14 protein-coding genes are annotated in these 14,944 nt (G+C 72.0%); 6 read left to right on the plus strand and 8 right to left on the minus strand.

The window, feature by feature from the left end; all coding sequences use genetic code 11:
- The 3 genes from ACFVX6_RS25530 to ACFVX6_RS25540 form a co-directional block, all read right to left on the minus strand.
- On the minus strand, positions 1-185 hold a 185-nt coding region (locus ACFVX6_RS25530), incomplete at its 3' end, for a hypothetical protein (protein ID WP_389695130.1).
- A 16-nt stretch (positions 186-201) separates the two neighbouring features.
- The gene (locus tag ACFVX6_RS25535; RefSeq protein WP_389695132.1) at positions 202-1,737 is read right to left on the minus strand and encodes a cellulase family glycosylhydrolase; all 1,536 of its coding nucleotides are present in this window, start codon (positions 1,735-1,737) and stop codon (positions 202-204) included.
- A 298-nt stretch (positions 1,738-2,035) separates the two neighbouring features.
- Positions 2,036-2,944 carry a LysR family transcriptional regulator gene (locus tag ACFVX6_RS25540; RefSeq protein ID WP_389695134.1) on the minus strand — a complete coding sequence of 303 codons (909 nt, stop codon included), beginning with the start codon at positions 2,942-2,944 and terminating at the stop codon, positions 2,036-2,038.
- Positions 2,945-3,062: 118 nt separating this feature from the next.
- Between ACFVX6_RS25540 and ACFVX6_RS25545 the strand changes: the two genes are divergently transcribed.
- Together ACFVX6_RS25545 and ACFVX6_RS25550 are read left to right on the plus strand one after the other, a co-directional pair.
- Entirely contained in the window at positions 3,063-3,833 is a 771-nt protein-coding gene (locus ACFVX6_RS25545; protein ID WP_389695136.1) for an SDR family NAD(P)-dependent oxidoreductase, read from the plus strand.
- A gap of 62 nt (positions 3,834-3,895) precedes the next feature.
- Positions 3,896-4,108, plus strand: a complete 213-nt coding sequence (locus tag ACFVX6_RS25550; protein WP_385378144.1) for a 4-oxalocrotonate tautomerase family protein — start codon at positions 3,896-3,898, stop codon at positions 4,106-4,108.
- A gap of 8 nt (positions 4,109-4,116) precedes the next feature.
- On the opposite strand, the gene ACFVX6_RS25555 is transcribed toward ACFVX6_RS25550, so the two are convergent.
- The 3 genes from ACFVX6_RS25555 to ACFVX6_RS25565 all read right to left on the minus strand — a co-directional run bounded on the left by ACFVX6_RS25555 (position 4,117) and on the right by ACFVX6_RS25565 (position 7,572).
- Entirely contained in the window at positions 4,117-4,767 is a 651-nt protein-coding gene (locus ACFVX6_RS25555) for a helix-turn-helix transcriptional regulator (RefSeq protein WP_389695139.1), read from the minus strand.
- Positions 4,768-4,848: 81 nt separating this feature from the next.
- Positions 4,849-6,747 carry a M6 family metalloprotease domain-containing protein gene (locus tag ACFVX6_RS25560; protein WP_389695141.1) on the minus strand — a complete coding sequence of 633 codons (1,899 nt, stop codon included), beginning with the start codon at positions 6,745-6,747 and terminating at the stop codon, positions 4,849-4,851.
- Between the two features lie 189 nt (positions 6,748-6,936).
- Positions 6,937-7,572, minus strand: a complete 636-nt coding sequence (locus tag ACFVX6_RS25565; RefSeq protein ID WP_389695143.1) for a response regulator transcription factor — start codon at positions 7,570-7,572, stop codon at positions 6,937-6,939.
- 150 nt (positions 7,573-7,722) lie between these two features.
- Between ACFVX6_RS25565 and ACFVX6_RS25570 the strand changes: the two genes are divergently transcribed.
- Complete coding sequence (locus tag ACFVX6_RS25570; protein WP_389695145.1) at positions 7,723-8,247, plus strand: GNAT family N-acetyltransferase; 525 nt, start codon at positions 7,723-7,725, stop codon at positions 8,245-8,247.
- Between the two features lie 29 nt (positions 8,248-8,276).
- Here ACFVX6_RS25570 and ACFVX6_RS25575 read toward each other — a convergent pair whose 3' ends face one another.
- On the minus strand, positions 8,277-9,638 hold the full coding sequence (locus ACFVX6_RS25575; RefSeq protein ID WP_389695147.1) for a tetratricopeptide repeat protein: 1,362 nt from the start codon (positions 9,636-9,638) through the stop codon (positions 8,277-8,279).
- Positions 9,639-9,777: 139 nt separating this feature from the next.
- Here ACFVX6_RS25575 and ACFVX6_RS25580 point away from each other — a divergent pair, with 139 nt between their 5' ends.
- Positions 9,778-11,139, plus strand: a complete 1,362-nt coding sequence (locus ACFVX6_RS25580) for a M64 family metallopeptidase (protein WP_389695149.1) — start codon at positions 9,778-9,780, stop codon at positions 11,137-11,139.
- A 91-nt stretch (positions 11,140-11,230) separates the two neighbouring features.
- On the opposite strand, the gene ACFVX6_RS25585 is transcribed toward ACFVX6_RS25580, so the two are convergent.
- Positions 11,231-12,787: a hypothetical protein gene (locus ACFVX6_RS25585; protein ID WP_389695151.1), complete on the minus strand. Its 1,557-nt coding sequence runs from the start codon at positions 12,785-12,787 to the stop codon at positions 11,231-11,233.
- Positions 12,788-12,898: 111 nt separating this feature from the next.
- Here ACFVX6_RS25585 and ACFVX6_RS25590 point away from each other — a divergent pair, with 111 nt between their 5' ends.
- Both ACFVX6_RS25590 and ACFVX6_RS25595 read left to right on the plus strand, forming a co-directional pair.
- Positions 12,899-14,146, plus strand: coding sequence for a sensor histidine kinase (locus ACFVX6_RS25590; protein WP_389695153.1), 1,248 nt, complete (start codon positions 12,899-12,901; stop codon positions 14,144-14,146).
- A complete protein-coding gene (locus ACFVX6_RS25595) occupies positions 14,143-14,814 on the plus strand; it encodes a response regulator transcription factor (protein ID WP_389695155.1) in 672 nt (223 codons plus the stop codon). The genes ACFVX6_RS25590 and ACFVX6_RS25595 overlap by 4 nt, the downstream gene beginning before the upstream one ends.
- Positions 14,815-14,944: the final 130 nt, after the last annotated feature.

Genomic DNA, 14,944 nt, shown 5'->3' on the forward strand with positions numbered 1-14,944 from the left:
GTGTTCCACTGGTTCGTGATCTGGTACTCGACCTTGCAGCCCGCGGCGGCGGCGCCGGCGGAGGTGCCGAACACGGTGGCGGTCGCGCCGGCGGCGCTGACGAGACTGAGGGCCGCCAACAGGGCGGTGCGCCTGGTCGTACGGGACGTGGTGCGGGGAGTCGTGCCGAGTGCTGTGCGGCTCATTGTTCTGGACAGCCTTTCAGTTCAGGGTGCGCAGGTGGTCGCGCAGCCCGGTGCCGAATGCGGTGGGGGTTCCGTCGTACGAGGTGATCAGGGCCGGACCGGAGCTGCAGTTCCAGGTGTTCCAGGTCCAGCCGAGGTACGAGAGGGAGCGGTCGTCGAACCACTTCATGACGCGGTCGATGAACGCGTGTGCGCAGGTGTTCTCGCCGATCTCGCCCGCCACGAGGGGGACCCGGGCGGCGACCGGGGCGAGGGTGGAGTCCCAACATGCTTCGCTGGAACAGGTGTTGAAGTTGTAGACGTGCCAGGCCGCGGCCAGATTGCCCGTCGGATCGGTGGGGGAGTGGCTGAGCCACTGGCTCAGGTCGTTGGAGTAGGCGATGCCGGGGACGAGTAGGAGATTGCGGGCGCCGGTCGCGCGGACGGCGTCCACGAGGTCCTGCATGCCGGCGACCTCGTAGCCGATGCCCGGACACGTGCCGCCGTCGCGCCAGCAGGTCCATGCCTGGGCGGTGGTGGGGGTGGCCCGGTCCGGATAGGGCTCGTTGAACAGGTCGAAGACGACCCGCCGGTCGTTCTTGAAGGTGTTCGCCACCGAGGTCCAGAACGCAGGGGTGTACTGGGCGTCCGGCATCGGCTTCTGGCAGGAGGCGTGGACGTCGGCGCACCCGGAGGAGTTGCCGGTGTACTGGCCGTACGTCCAGTGCAGTTCGACGACCGGGGTCATGCCGTGCGCGAGGACCCGGTCGACCAGTCCCTTGACGGCGTCGGCGTAGTTCGCGCCCCGGTACTCGGGCTTGATGTTGTCGAGGCCGAGCCAGCACTCCTCGTTGAGGGGGATGCGGACCGTGTTGGCCTTCCAGTCGGCGATCGCGCGCACCGAGGCGTCGTCGACGGGACCGTCGAAGATGCCGTGGCCCTGGACGCACATGAACTCGCCCCCGGAGCGGTTGACGCCGAGGAGGCGTCGGGTGGCACCGTTCCGGTCGGTGAGGCGGTTGCCGGTGACGCTCAGTTCGGGCGCACCGGAGGTCGGTTCGGTGGGTGTGGGTGTGGGTGTCGGGCCCGTGGGAGTGGGCGTGGGCGTGGACGTTGGGGTGGGGGTGGGTGTGGGTGTGGGTCCGGGCCCGGAGTCGGTGGTGCAGGCGGCTCCGTTGAGCGTGAACGCGCCCGGCGCCGTGTTGGCGCCCGACCACGAGGCGATGAAGCCGGTCGTCACGCTCGCGCCGGTGCCGAGCGCGGCGTTCCAGCTCTCGTTCACGGCGGTGACGGCCGACCCGGTCTGGGACCACTTGGCGCCCCAGCCCTGACTGAGGGTCTGACCGGCCGGGAAGCCGAAGCCGAGGCTCCAGCCGTTCAGCGCGGAGCTGTTGTTGGTGACGGTGACCGCACCCTGGAATCCGCCGGCCCATTGGCCGACGACCGAGTACGTCACCGTGCACGAGGGTGAGGCCGCTGCTCCTGCGGCCGTACCCGTGACGGCGAGCGCACAGCTCACCATCGCGAGCGCTGCCGTCGTGAGCAGCGCGGACGTGCGTGGGGGGTGTCGCATGAGCGAGTCCTTGCAGCGAGGGCACGCTTCTGACGGCGCGCCGACTGACGGATTCGCTCCCACTGGTTGGGGCCAGACCGTAGCGGCAACTGGCGTCAAGCAACAGAGGAGTTGAGGAAATTTCTATGGGAGAGGCTTCGACTCTTCACGGACCTTGACGGCGCTGAGTCCCGTCTGCACAGTGGGAGCGCTCCCACTGGTTCAGAGCTTGTGTTCATCCTCCCCGTACGCCTTCATCCCCCAGTCGAGAGGAGACCCATCCCCATGCCGATCCGGTGCCCCGGCCGGCCGATCCCCCTCAGTCCACGCGTGGAGCTTCGAGGCGGCCGACGAGTTCCTCGACGAACGCCTCCAGGTGGGGCGGGCGGGCGCCGGTTCGGGTGGCGACGAACCACGTGCGGGTCAGCGGCTTCGCACCCATGCGGACCAGCGCCAGATCGTGCGAGGCCGCGTAGGGAGAAGCCACCCAGTTGGGCAGGACGGTCAGGCCCTGGCCGCCCGCCACCATCTCGATCACCAGGTCGGTCACCACCGGCATCGTGGTGATGCGGGCGGGCCGTGCCCCGGCGGGGATCGGCAGGGGCATCGACGGGATGCGCTTCTGGTCGTAGAAGTCGTAGAGGACCAGGTCCTTGCCGTCGAAGTCGCGGGCGGTCACGTGCGTGCGGGACGCCCACGGGTGCCCGGCGGGCACCACCGCCACCATCTCGTCTTCGAACAGCCGGGTCAGGGACACCCGGTCCATCTGCAGGTCCGGTTTGGTCACCAGGGCCACGTCGACCAGGTCGGCGAGCAGGGCCGGGATCGGGGCGTCGTCGGCAACGGTCTCGATCCGGACCTCGATGTCCGGCTCGCGCGCCCGGAAGGCGCGCAGGACCGGCGGCAGCCACGGGAAGGTGGTGCTGCACTGCGCGGCGAACCGCACGCGCCGGTCCCGCCCGTCGCGGAGCTCCCGCAGGTCGCGCGAGGCCGATTCGAGTTCGCCGAGGACGTGGCGGGCGGCGACCAGGAGCCGGCGGCCTGCGGCGTTCGGGATCAGGCGGCGGCCCTTCCGGTCGAAGAGCGGCATGCCGAGACGGGCCTCCAGGCGCGTGAGCCGCTGGCTCAGCGCCGGTTGGCTGACGTAGAGGAGCTCGGCGGCGGCGGTCAGTGAGCCGGCCTCGGCCGTGGCCTCGAGGAGTTCCAGGTCGCGCAGGTCCACATCCATAACGCTGGATTATCACATGCTCCATATTCCGTCGTGGTGTTATGGATCGGGGGCTCCTAGGTTTCTGGTGTCGGCCACCGGAACTCCCCGGTCGCCGCCCACGAAAGGGACACCTTCCATGAGCGTCACCAGCACCACCGCGGCCGGCGTCACCAGCAGCACGACCGCCCTCGTCACCGGTTCCTCCAGCGGCATGGGCCTCGACATCGCCCGTGCATTCCTGGCGGCCGGTGCGAACGTGGTCCTCAACGGCCGCGACCCCGACCGTCTCGCCAAGGCCGCCGCCGGCCTCGGGCATCCGGAGCGCACCGCCTGCGTCGCGGGCAGCATCGCCGCCCGGGAGACCGGCGAGGCGCTCGTCCGCACGGCGCTGGAGCGCTTCGGGCGGATCGACGTCTTGGTCAACAACGCCGGCACCTTCGCGCCGAAGCCCTTCACGGACGTGACGGAGGACGAGCTCGACGGCTATTTGACGGGGAACCTCAAGGGCACCTACCTCACCACGCAGGCGTTCGTACGGGCGCTGCGCGCCCAGGGCGAGGGCGGCAGCATCGTCAACATCGGCACCGTGCTGGTGGACCACGCGCTGGCGGGCTTCCCGGCCTCCGCGCCCGTGGTCAGCAAGGGTGGTGTGCACGCGCTGACGACGAGCCTCGCGGCGGAGCTCGCCGCCGACGGGATCAGCGTCAACCTGGTCGCGGCGGGCATCATCCGCACCCCTCTGCATGCGGGCGCCGACGTGGACTCCTACGGCGGCCTCGCCCTGCAGGACCGGGTCGGCGAGGTCGCCGAGATCTCCGACGCCGTGCTCTACCTCGCGGGAGCCGGGTTCGTGACCGGCCACGCCCTGCGGGTGGACGGCGGCCACGTCACCGGCCGTCGCATCTGACGCCCCCTGCCCTCACCGGGCATCCGCACGTACCCGTCACCGCCGCGACAAGAGGAATCCCCGTGCCGTACGTCAACGTCAAGATCACCCGTGAAGGCGCCACCGCGTCGCAGAAGGCCGAGCTCATCGCAGGCATCACCGACCTGTTGGTCAAGGTCCTCGACAAGGACCCGGCCACCACGTTCGTCCTCATCGACGAGGTCGCCCTGGAGGACTGGGGCGTGGGCGGCGTCCCGACGGACGAGTACCGCCGCCGCAACCGTCCCCGCGACTGACCTGCGGGTCAGGCCGGGCGGAGGTCCGCCGCGCACAGGTCCGGGCCGATGAAGGGCAGCAGCCGCACCGTGGTTCCGCTGGACTCCAGCAGGCCGTCCAGGACGCCTTGATGGACGGCGCACACGACCTCGGGCCGGGAGCGGGCCAGCTCCCGGTACGGGCACGCGTGCAGCAGGACCCGACGGGTATCGGGGTCGGGTCCCGCTCCGTCCCGGGGTGCGAAGCCCATCCGGGCGGCAGTGGCGAACACCCGCTCCGCCGCGGGCCCGCTCCCGGCCAGCCGGCGCCCCCAGTCGAGGCCGGCCTCGCGGGAAGCGCCGGGGCCGCCTCCGACCGCCTCGGCCAGGGCCTGGGCCAGCTCCCGGAAGGGGGTGTCCGCCGGCTCCTCCCGGAGGTCGGGCCGGGTGGCTGCGTACCGCAGTCGGGGACGGCCTCGGCCCGGTCCGGCCGAGGCGGTGGCCGTGACCAGGTCCGCCTCGGCCAAGGCGGCCAGATGATGGCGGACGGTGGCGACCGAAAGCCCCGTGGCGGCAGCCATGTCATCCACGCCCAGCAGGCCGTCCGCATCCCGCAGCAGGGACATCAGACGGCGACGCGACGGTACGGCCAGGGCGTGGTGGAGGCGCTGGGCATCCACATCGCGGGGCATTTCGGTCATGACCCAAATATAATCGATGCCCATTGGTTAAAAGGTGAGGGAGCCCCGGCCCCCTCACCCGACCCATGTGCCCGTCCTCCCTCAGGTGCCCGTCCGGACGGCGAGGGACCATTCGTGCAGTACCCCGGACTTCGAGGCGACCGCGTCGGTGATCTTGAGCTTCCAGCCCCCGGGCACGGCGTCGCCGATCAGCGGGGCGAGCAGGGAGGGCGGCTGCGAATCCAGGGTCACCCGCAGGTTCTTGGCGTTTCCGCCCGTGCGGTTGTGGATCACGGCCCGGCGCCCGCTCGGCGCCATCAGGACCACGCGCAGATCACCGATGCGGGGATGCTCGATGTCGATCGTCACCGTCAGGTCCCGGACCGTGCCCTGGCCCTGAAGGGTGATCACGTCGGTCAGACCGCCGGCGTCGTCCTCGGGAATCACGGCGCCGGGCGCCGAGGCGCCCGTGACCAGCGTGCCCGCCACACCCTGCTCGCCCGTCAGGAAGGTGAGGACCGGGCCCGGCGCGGAGATGCCCGAGATGGTCAGCCCGGACTCGGTGCCGTCCCACCACAGGGACGCGGGGCGGCTGCTGTGCGAGACGGCGGTGCCGAGCGTGGGCCCGAACAGGTCCGCGCCGTCGCCCTGGTTCCGGTTGGTCTCCAGGTCCAGGTGGCCGTCGGCCTGGAGGAGCGCGCACTGGTAGTGGCCCACCGGCGTGCCGTTCTGGAACTCGTTCGACCCCTTGATGTCGCAGTGGTAGACGGCGAGCCCGCTGGAGGTGAGGCGGGAGTCGAAGCCGGTACGGGTGCGGTTCTCGACGAGGTAGTACTCGATGTCGTGCCGCTGCGGGTTCTGGTAGATCAAGGCCTCGTCGTACTCGCCCTGCCGGGCCTCGTGGACGCCGGGCAGGGAGATGTCGACGTCGTGCGTCCAGTTCACGAGGCGTCGGAGGTAGACGCAGACCGCGGACGGGAGGAACCCGTCGCCGAGGTTGTTGCCCGCGGCCATCGTGCAGTACGTGCCCAGTCCGGCGCTGGAGAAGTCGTCGCCCTCGCGCTCGGCCGTTCCGTAGTCGTAGAGGTCGGGCCAGCGGCACAGCAGGTGACCGCTCTCGTGGCAGAAGGTGCCGATGCTCAGGTCGGAGGCCGTGTCACCGATGCTCGTGACGGTGTACAGGTCCGTCCGCACGCTGCCGATCTGCGCGGGGAAACGGGAGTTGTGCGGCCAGAGGTCCTCCCTGAACTCCGTCCGGCCCGCGTACATGATGCAGAGGGAGTCGACGACGCCCCGCCCGAGCGAGTCGAACCGGCTGAAGTCCACACCGGCGTCGACGGCCGCCTGCAGCGCCTCCGGCACGAGCCGTCCCCGGTTCGCCTTGAGCCCGTAGGCGAGGCGGGGCAGGCTCAAACGGAGCGGGCCGACCACGGTGTTGGTGAAGCGGAGCCGGCCCGTCGACATGGTGCGGAAGAACTCCTTGACCGAGCAGCTGTTTCCGTTCTCCGTGAAATTCGGGCTGTTCAGCAGGGCGGAGACCTCGTCGACGGTGACCTCCGTGGGCTTGTCCGGGAAGTCGACGAGGATCGTCAGGCCCTGGACGTCGCCCTCGCTGAGGACGAAGCCGGGGAGCAGACCCTTGTTGGGGCCGAAGGTCAGGAGGGTGTCCGGGTCGGTGGTGGCCCGGTCCTCCTCCGGGACCGTCTCCATCAGCCGCTCCTTCACCACGTCCCGCCGGTAGACCTGCCCTTCCCGCAGGTGCCGGGGCAACCCCTCGGGCGCCGGTCGGGAGATCGGCGTGCCGCTGGAGAGGAACCGGCGTCCGGCGCCGCCGCCGTCGGGCTCGGCGAAGCAGTAGAGGCCCCGGGCGTCGTCGTAGACGACCGAGTAGCCGTCGAGCGTCTCGTACCGTGCGTACTTGTCGTCGCCGAAGGCGACGAGCCGGACGTCACCGCCCTCCTCCTGGGTGAAGGTGAGGGTGTCGCCGAAGATGCCACTCATCGCAAAGCGCCTCCCGGATCAGGGCACACGAGGGCTGTCGCCTTCAGTGTCCGGTGGATCTCGGGACGGGCACAGGGCAGAAGAGCCCATGTCGGACGGGGCAGGGTTACCCCTGTACCCCTGTACCCCTGTACCCCTGTACCGCGGTACCCCGCCTCCCCGGTCTCCCCCGCTTTTGCGTCCTGCCGGTCACGAGGACGCGGTGATGAGGTCGTGGGTGAGGGCGAAGCGGGTCAGGTCGGCCCGGCGCCGTGAGCCGATCTTGTCGCGGAGCCGGTCCAGGTGGGAGTGCACGGTGTGCTCGCTGATGCCCAGCCGCACGGCGATGCCGTGGTCGGTCTCCCCGTGGGCGACCAGCTCCAGGACCTGCCGCTCGCGGTCCGTGACGTGGCAGGGGGGTGCCGCGTCCGGGACCGTCCCCACGGCGATGTCGGCGGAAACGTAGGAGCAGCCGCCGGCGATCAGCCGGATCGCGGCCAGCAGTTCGCGCTCGCCGGCCCGCCTGCTCAGACAGCCGCGGGCTCCGGCGCGCAGCGCCGCCCGGGCTTCGTCCGGCGGGCCGGAGGAGAGCACCAGGACGGCGAAGCCGAGTCCGGCCAGCCGTGCCACCACCTCCGCCAGGCATCCGGGCGACAGCCGGAGGTCGACGAGCAGGACGTCCCCGGCCAGCGCGTCCCCGCGCTCCAGTGCGGCGGTCACTTCGTCGACCGATCCCGCGCCGAGCGCGAAGGCCGGACCGTCGGCCGCTTCGAGGACGCGGGCCACGCCGTGGCGCAGCAGGGGGCAGTCACCGAGGACGGCGACCCGTCCCGCGTCCGCACTCATGCGCGCCCCTCTCCCGCAGGGGCCCGCACCCGGTGGGAGCACGGCCCCGCCCCTCCAGTCTTGGCCCTCCGCGACCGTCCGGCATGCCGGACGGCCCGTACGCCCCAGGGCCGGCCCCGGGCGGTTTTCGCGGACTGTTATCGTCCGTTCATGCCCGAGCTGATCACACCCACCCCCCGTCTGTACGCCTCCTGGGTCGCCGCGCAGGAGGAATGGGGGTCCGACGCGCACATGGACGGCGCCGGGCTCGGCTCCGACGACGACGTGGACAGCCCGGAGGGCTTCGCCGCCTGGACGGAGCGGCTGCGGAGGTACGGGGACCGCGCGGTGCCGCTCCCGGACGGCCGCGTGCACGCCACGTACTGGTGGATCGCCGAGGGGGACGAGTACCTGGGCGCCATCGACCTGCGGCACTACCTGAACGGGTTCCTGCTCGATGCGGGAGGCCACATCGGCTACAGCGTGCGCCCCTCGGCCCGCCGCCGTGGCCTGGCCACCTGGGCCCTGGGCGAGGTCAAGCACGAGGCCCGGCTGCTGGGGATCGACCGGGTGCTGCTCACCTGCGACCCCGGGAACCGGGCCTCGATCCGCACGATCGAGGGCAACGGCGGCGTGCTGGAGGACGTCCGCGAGACCCTGATCGGCCGCAAGCGGCGCTACTGGATCGACCTCTAGCCCGCTATCGCCGCCTACCGGGAGGCCGACTACCGCGACGCCGGATGGTGCGGGTGCGGTGGGAACGCCGGCGCCGCGGGTGCCGGGCCCAGGGTGGTCGTGCCCGGAGCCGCACGGTGGCCCAGGCCCGTGCGGTAGGCGTCCAGCGCCGCCTCGGTGCGGCCGGCCCGGCGCAGCAGATCGCCCAGGAGCCGGCACAGGTCCGCGAGGTCACCCGTCGCCCCGCTGCGCTCCAGCAGCGCCAGGGCCTGTACGTAGTGCTCCTCGGCGGAGTCGTACGCGCCCCGCTCCTCCGCCATGAGGCCGAGGAGCCGGTGCGCCCCGCCCGCGTGGACCGCGCCGTGGCTGTCGCCGAGGGCCAGCAGCGCCGCGAGCAGCGCGGCGGCCTCCTCGTACCGGCCGAGCCGGCGCAGTACGTCGGCCAGCTCGACCTCCACCTGCGCGGTGTACAGGGCCGCCCGCCCGGCCGAGAGCATGTCCCGGGCCGTGCGCAGTTCCCGCTCGGCGGAGGCCAGGTCCCCGTTCTGGGCGTGGACGTAGCCGCGCATCCAGTGGCAGTGCGCCAGATCGGTGCGCAGCTGTAGCTGTCCGTAGATCGCCTGGGCCTTGGCCAGGGAGGCGTCGGCATCGGCCACGCGCCCCTCGGTCAGGAACGTCCGCGCGACCTGCCGGTGCATGCCCGCCACCAGGGCCGGGTCGGTGACCCGGGGGGCCAGCGCGAGGGCGAGTTCGGCGGCGTGGGCGGCCCGGGCGTGGGCGCCCATGTCGATGTACGGCCCGATGACCGCGGCGTAGAGCAGGACCAGCGCCTCCGGGTCGGCCAGCCCGGTCGCCCCCAGCTCGTCGATGGTGGATTCGAGCAGGTAGCAGGCGTAGCGCAGTTCCCCGGCGAGCAGGTGCGCCACGGCGCGGCCGCGGATCGGGCGGGCGCGGCGGGGGAGCGGCTCGTCGGCCAGGAGTCGTTCGGCCGCCTCGAAGTGGCCGATGGCTGCGGGGAGTTCGCCCGCCTCCAGGGCGCAGTCGCCGAGTCCGAGCAGCGCCCCGACCCGTTCGTCGGTGAGCCCCAGGTCCTCCGCTTCGGCGAGCAGCCGCCGGTAGTGGACGGCGGCCTCGCCCGCGGCGCCGGAGGCCAGGGTCTGCTGCGCGTCGGTGAGAGCCAGGCGCAGCTCGGTGGCCAGCCCGGCGGGGCGTCCCGTGGCCAGTTCCTCGTAGGAGGTGCCCAGCCGCCCGGCCAGATAGCGCAGTGCGGCCTCAGAGGGGCGCACCTTGCCCGACTCCAGCGTGGAGACATAGGCCGGGGTGTAGGCGGGCTCCGCCAACTTGCGCTGTGTGAGGCCGAGTTCGATGCGCATGCGCTGAACCCTGCGGCCGATCTCGGCCGGTTCGTCCATGGGATCCCCCTGGTTGCTCGAACTGCCCAGTATTCAGGGGCGGCAGGGCATTGCGCACCCGTCGTGCGCCGCCTAATTTAAGCAACCGGTTCAATGCATTTACATTTTGACTTAACTCCCGTCATCACAGGAGGACTTCATGCACCACGTCAGACGCCCGGCCGCCACCCGGGTGGTCCTGCGGGCAGCCGTCGCGGCGGCATGCGCGACCGCCGCGCTGCTGGCCGCCGGTCCCGTCCGCGCGGCCGACACCCCCGTCGCGCCCCGGCTGGTGGTGGAGATTCCGGGTCCGGAGCAGGGTGATGACGCCGGATCGGGTCACGTCCGCGTGCCCGCACGGGCCGACCGGCCGGCTGGGACGGGCGCCCGGCTCTCCGAAGCGGAGCGCGAGGCGGACGGCGAGGTGGTCAAGCTCGTCGACAACGGCCCCACCGCCGACCGGTTGGACGTGGTCGTCATCGGCGACGGCTACACGGCGGCCGAGCTGGCGAAGTTCCACACCGACGCCCAGGCCAAATGGGCCGAGGTGACGGCCGTGGAGCCGTACGCCACGTACCGGAACCTCTTCAACGTCTGGACGGTCGACGCCGTCTCCCGGGAGTCGGGCGTCTCCGGCGACCCCGACCGGGCGACCGTCCGCGACACGGCCCTCGGCGCGTACTTCTGGTGCGAGGAGATCGAGCGGCTCCTGTGCATAGACCAGCCCAAGGTGGACTCCTACGTGGCCAAGGCGCCCGAGGCCGACCTGGTCATCGTCCTGGCCAACAGTGCCAAGTACGGCGGCGCCGGCTACAACGAGCCCAGCGCCACCCTCGGCTACGAGGGCATCTCCACCGCCTCGGCGGACAACGCCAAGTCCGGCCAGGTCGCCATCCACGAGACGGGCCACTCGCTCGGCAAACTCGCCGACGAGTACTTCTACCCCGGTGTCCCGGACTACGAGAAGTACACCGGGCCCGAGCCCGCCGAGTCCAACACCTCCAAGCTGTCCGCCGACCAGATGGCCGCCCGGCGGGCCAAGTGGCACCGCTGGCTGGGCGAGACCTCCCCGGACGGCGGCACCGTCGGCGCCTACGAGGGCGGCGGCTACTTCGTCACCGGGCTCCACCGGCCCACCGACAACTCGCTGATGCGGGTCCTGGGCAAACCCTTCAACCTGCCCGGGGTCGAGGCGATGATCGCCGGATTCCACCAGCACGCCAGGACCGTCACCCCGCTCACCCCGACGGACCGCACCCTGCGGACGCGGCACACCGCGAAGGCGGCCGTACCCCGCCTCACCGGCAGTGACGGCCGCCAGCTCGAGGTGCGCTGGTACCTCGACGGCCGGGAGGTCAAGCGACTGGCGGGCCGCACCGAGGTGAGGGTCGCCGAGCTGCGGCTCCCCGACCTCCGCACCCACACCCTGTCGGTCACCGCCAAGGACCGGACCCCCTCGGTCCGCGACCCGGAGATCGCCCGCACGCTGCGCTCCACCGTCGACTGGAACGTCCGCCGGTAGGCAGTGGCCGGCGCGGCCGGCACGCACGACGAAGGCGGCGCAGGAGCCCACCGCTCCCGCGCCGCCATCGGTCACGCGCCTCCGCGACGCCCTATGCCGGCTCGCCCACGAGGGCGTCGGCCGGGGCGCCGACCCGCTCACCGCTCTGCGGAAGCCGGCGCAGGGCCACGGCCACGGCGGCCGCCGTGTACGCGCACAGCACCGCGACCCCGGCCCACCAGGGCAGCGGGAAGTACCCGGCGGAAGGCGCGTAGTGGGCGGTGACCTGCGGGTACTCCACCAAGGTCTGCTGGACGGCGAAGCCGGCCGCCGGAGTCACCCGGAGCAGCCACTGCGCGAGTTCGTCGCTCAGCAGGGGGACGGTGCTCACGGCGTACGGGACCACGACCGCCGAGACGGCGACGAGCACCGCGAGCCAGCGGCGCCGGAGCACCGCGCCCAGGGCCAGGGCGAGCACGGCCGCGAGGGCGAGCGCCGCGGAGACGCCGAGGACCACCCGCGCTCCGGTGAGTGCGGACAGCCCCACGACGGGGACCCCGTTGGACTTCAGGACCGCGACGCCGACCGGAACCACGAGGCCCACGGCGAGCAACCCGGTCACGAAGGTCACGGATCCCACGACGACGGCCCTCGCCCCGAACACCGCACGGGTGAGCGGCGCGCCGCCCTCCACCTCCCGGCCGCCGGACCCGCCGCCGGCGAACCGCACCGCCACCACGAGCACGATGAGCAGGGCGAGGCTCAGGCCGGTCAGCATCCCCTCCACGGGGCGGCCCCCCGAGGTCGCCGCCGGCGCGATGTCACCGGTGCCGGTGACGGTGAAAGTGCCGTCCTGCTCCACCGCTCCGGACGCCTGGTGGTACTTCTCCCAATCGGTGGCGTTCATCTCGCCGACCGTCCCGGACCGCCAGCTCCCGCCCGCGGCAGCGCCCTGCAGGCCGATGCGATCGAAGGAACCGGCGGCCTGGGTGAAGCGCACCTGCTCCGTGACCCCGCCGAGGCCGACCGGACGCAGCGTCAGGTCGCCCGGCGAGGTGGCGAACATGCCGACCTGCGCGGTGTCGGACAGCCCGGCGAGCTTCACCTCGGCCACCTTCGCCCACCGCTCGCCGTCGGAGGACTCGTAGCCCGTGACGGTGTCGCCCGCCCGGGTCAGCCGCAGCCACACCGGCGCCTGCTCCGAGACGGAGCCGCCGTTGACGGAGCTCCCGGCGATGTCCTGACCGTAGTCGTACTGCATCCGCACGCCGTGGTCGCCCGTGACCATCAAGGCCGCGTACGAGGACCCCTGGCGGACCCCGTCCTTGACGATGATCCCGGCCTTCGCCCAGGGCACCAGGCCCGGGACGATCCGGTCGTGGTGGGGCGGCGGATAGGTGATGGTGCCCGTCATCGACGTCATCCGGACCGTGATGCCACCCTCGCGCGACAGGTCCCGGTGCATGAAGGCGAACTGGTCGCTGACCGCGGTGTCGTCCGGACCGGTGGGATCGGTCGGGCACGGGCCGGAGCAGGACGCGTGGTTGCCGAACGCATAGAGCAGCCCGAGGGCGAGGACCATCAGGGCCGCCGTGACCAGGGCGATCAGCCGGGCCGGACGCAGGAAGCGGGTCCACTCCTGCCGGAGGAGTTCCTTGTGTGTGAGCATGCTTCGGTTCTACGCAGCCGCCCGTAACGGGGTCCGAACCGTCGCGGTCATGACGCTGTTAGGTGCCGAGGGGCATGCTGGACGCCATCGGACGGGACGGGGAGAGTAGCCATGGCCAGACTGCGGAACAGGACCGTCGGACGCCGGTTCACGATTCTCTACGCCACGGTGTTCCTGCTCTCCGGGATCGGGCTGATCGCCCTGATCTACCTGTTCTCCCGCTCGGACATGACCCTGTCCGCGCCCGGACAGCCGCCGCCGGGCGGGCCGGCCACGGGCGTCGCACAGCACGTCCTCGACCTCGAACGCCAGCTCGCGGACGTCCACGCCCAGCAGTCCAGGCAGCTCCTGTTCGGGTCGCTGATCGCGATCGTGGTGATGGCCGCCGTCTCGCTCCTGCTCGGCCGGATCCTCGCCGGACACGTCCTGCGCCCGCTGCGCCTGATCACCGCGGCCACGCGGCGGATCTCCGCGGACACCCTGGACCAGCGGCTCGCCGTGGCCGGGCCCGACGACGAGGTCAAGGAGCTCGCGGACACGGTGGACGGCCTCCTGGCGCGCCTGGAGGCCTCGTTCGCCGCGCAACGGCGCTTCGTGGCCAACGCCTCGCACGAGCTGCGCACTCCGCTGACGACGATCCGGGCTTCGCTCGACGTGGCCGTGGCCAAACCGCAGCCCGCGGCGCAGACCGTCGCGCTGGCCGGCCGGGTGCGTACCGAACTCGACCGGGTGGACCGCCTGTTGGAAGGGTTCCTCGTGCTCGCCCGGGCCCAGCACGGCGTCCTCCCCGACCGGGTTCCCGTATCGCTCGCCGAGCTGGCGGGGGAGGCGCTGGCCGCCAGGGCCGCTGCCGTCGCGGAGAAGAACCTGACCGTCGAGGACGGGCTGACGCCGCAGGCGTGGACGAGGGGCAGCCCGGCGCTGCTCTCGCGGCTGGTGCAGAACCTGATCGACAACGCCATCGTGCACAACCAGCGGGGCGGCTGGATCCGGATCGCCACCGAGGACGACACGACCGAGGACAGCACCGGCGACACAGGCACATACGGCACCGGCACATACGGCGCCGGCGCGGACGACACCTCCTGGGCCCGCCTCGTCGTCGAAACCGGCGGGAGCGTGCTCGACCAGGAGGAGGTGGACCGGCTGACGCAGCCGTTCGAGCGGCTCGGCACCGACCGGACCGGATCGCAGGAGAGTTCCGGACTGGGGCTGTCGATCGTCGCCGCCATCGTCTCCGCGCACGGTGGCCGCCTCGACCTCCGCGTCCGGCCGGAAGGCGGACTGAAGGTGACGGCCGCGATGCCGTCGGCGGACGCCCCGAACGACGCGGACCTCCTGATCGGGGGGACGCCGTGAGGATCCTGGTCGTCGAGGACGCGCGCTCGCTCGCGGAGGTCGTCGCCGAAGGACTGCGCGACCAGGGAATGGCCGTCGACCTCGCGTACGACGGGCTGGCCGCCGCCGCCAAGCTCGACGTCAACGCGTACGACGTCGTGGTCCTCGACCGGGACCTGCCCGGCATCCACGGCGACACGCTCTGCCGGATGATCACGGAGCGGGACGACCGCGCGATGGTGCTGATGCTGACCGCGGCCGGATCGCCCGGCGACCGGGTCAGCGGCCTCACCCTCGGCGCCGACGACTACCTCGCCAAACCCTTCCACTTCCCGGAACTGACCCTGCGCATCCGCTCCCTGGCCCGTCGCAGGCCCGCGGCCCGGCCCCGCACCCTGCGCGCCGCCGGAATCGAACTCGACCCGGTGCACCGCACCGCCCTGCGGGACGGCACCCGCCTCGAGCTCTCCGTCAAGGAGTTCGCCGTCCTGGAGGCCCTGCTCCGGGCCAGTCCGGGTTTCCTGAGCGCCGAGGACCTGCTCGAACAGGTGTGGGACGAGAACGCCGACCCGTTCACGAATACGGTCGCGGTCACCGTGGGCCGCCTGCGCCGCAAGCTGGGCGGCCCGCAGATCATCACGACGACCCCCGGCGTGGGCTACCGCATCGCCGCTCCCGCACCCGGTTAGAGGCGGTCGCCGCGCACCTCCGTCGACCGGGGTGCCCCGTCGACGGATCATGCTGCCCGCCCAAGATCATTCGTACAATGCCCTGCCGGCGGGCAGGGCCGAGAAGACCGGGACGGATAATGGCACGGCA

Origin of the sequence: Streptomyces sp. NPDC058289 (assembly GCF_042880975.1) — a bacterium.
Classification (GTDB): Bacteria; Actinomycetota; Actinomycetes; order Streptomycetales; family Streptomycetaceae; genus Streptomyces; species Streptomyces stoeckheimensis.

Bases quoted from the DNA above. Each gene is read 5' to 3' on its own strand.
- ACFVX6_RS25540 (WP_389695134.1), bottom strand. From the start codon at position 2,944: ATGGATGTGGACCTGCGCGACCTGGAACTCCTCGAGGCCACGGCCGAG.
- ACFVX6_RS25580 (WP_389695149.1), top strand. From the start codon at position 9,778: ATGCACCACGTCAGACGCCCGGCCGCCACCCGGGTGGTCCTGCGGGCA.
- ACFVX6_RS25570 (WP_389695145.1), top strand. From the start codon at position 7,723: ATGCCCGAGCTGATCACACCCACCCCCCGTCTGTACGCCTCCTGGGTC.
- ACFVX6_RS25590 (WP_389695153.1), top strand. From the start codon at position 12,899: ATGGCCAGACTGCGGAACAGGACCGTCGGACGCCGGTTCACGATTCTC.
- ACFVX6_RS25545 (WP_389695136.1), top strand. From the start codon at position 3,063: ATGAGCGTCACCAGCACCACCGCGGCCGGCGTCACCAGCAGCACGACC.
- ACFVX6_RS25575 (WP_389695147.1), bottom strand. From the start codon at position 9,638: ATGGACGAACCGGCCGAGATCGGCCGCAGGGTTCAGCGCATGCGCATC.
- ACFVX6_RS25535 (WP_389695132.1), bottom strand. From the start codon at position 1,737: ATGCGACACCCCCCACGCACGTCCGCGCTGCTCACGACGGCAGCGCTC.
- ACFVX6_RS25555 (WP_389695139.1), bottom strand. From the start codon at position 4,767: ATGACCGAAATGCCCCGCGATGTGGATGCCCAGCGCCTCCACCACGCC.
- ACFVX6_RS25585 (WP_389695151.1), bottom strand. From the start codon at position 12,787: ATGCTCACACACAAGGAACTCCTCCGGCAGGAGTGGACCCGCTTCCTG.
- ACFVX6_RS25565 (WP_389695143.1), bottom strand. From the start codon at position 7,572: ATGAGTGCGGACGCGGGACGGGTCGCCGTCCTCGGTGACTGCCCCCTG.
- ACFVX6_RS25560 (WP_389695141.1), bottom strand. From the start codon at position 6,747: ATGAGTGGCATCTTCGGCGACACCCTCACCTTCACCCAGGAGGAGGGC.